Below are 768 nucleotides of genomic sequence, written 5' to 3'. Positions count from 1 at the left end.
GGAATGCAAGGGCATCGCCCGCGCGGCCCTGCGGCTCGACGCCACCGCACTGGACCGGCTCCTGCTCGACGCGATCACCGAACACGGACTGGTCGCCGCCTGGACCGAGGTGATCGTGCCCACGCTGCAGGCCGTCGGCCGTAAGTGGGAGACGTCGGGCGAGAGGTACGTCGAGGTCGAGCACTTCCTGTCCTGGCACGTCTCCGGCGCGCTGCGCCGCACCACGCCCGGCCCGGTCGCCGACCGCCCCGGCGCCACCACGGTGCTCGCCTGCGTACCGGGGGAGAACCACACACTCGCCCTGGAGGTGCTGTCCGCCGCGCTGACCGAACGGGGCGTTCCGGTACGCATGTTCGGCGGCGCCCTGCCCGTGGAGTCCCTCGTCGCGGCGGTGCGCAGGACCGGGCCGGCCGCCGTCGGGCTGTGGGCCCAGTCCCGTGGCACCGCCAGCCGGCCGCTCGCCCAGCACGTGGCCGGCATGGAGTGGGGGGTGCGCGGCGCGCGCCGGGGGCCGGTCGTGCTGACCCTCGGACCCGGCTGGGCGGGACGGACGGTGACCGGACTGGCGCGCCCGTCCGGACTCGCCGAGGCGGTCACCGCGCTGGAGGCCGCGGTCGCCGCACGGTGACGTGCCGTCGTCCCGGGGCACTGGTCGTGGCTCCTGGCATCGGCCCGGTGAACGTGGTCCGCTGGACCGGCGACCACGGCCGTACGGTCTCGTGACCGCGTGACCGCGTGACCGCGTGACCGCGTGACCGCGTGACCGCG

Annotated in this window: 1 protein-coding gene; it reads left to right on the top strand. The window is 75.9% G+C overall.

Going from position 1 to position 768, the window contains the following annotated elements:
- A partial coding sequence (locus tag B9S61_RS02880; protein ID WP_258039524.1) for a B12-binding domain-containing protein occupies positions 1-628 on the top strand: 628 nt, incomplete at its 5' end.
- Positions 629-768 lie beyond the last annotated feature (140 nt).

The sequence above is a fragment of the Streptomyces sp. SM1 genome, from assembly GCF_002910825.1.
Classification (GTDB): Bacteria; Actinomycetota; Actinomycetes; order Streptomycetales; family Streptomycetaceae; genus Streptomyces; species Streptomyces okerensis.
This window is presented reverse-complemented; position numbering and strand designations above follow the sequence as displayed.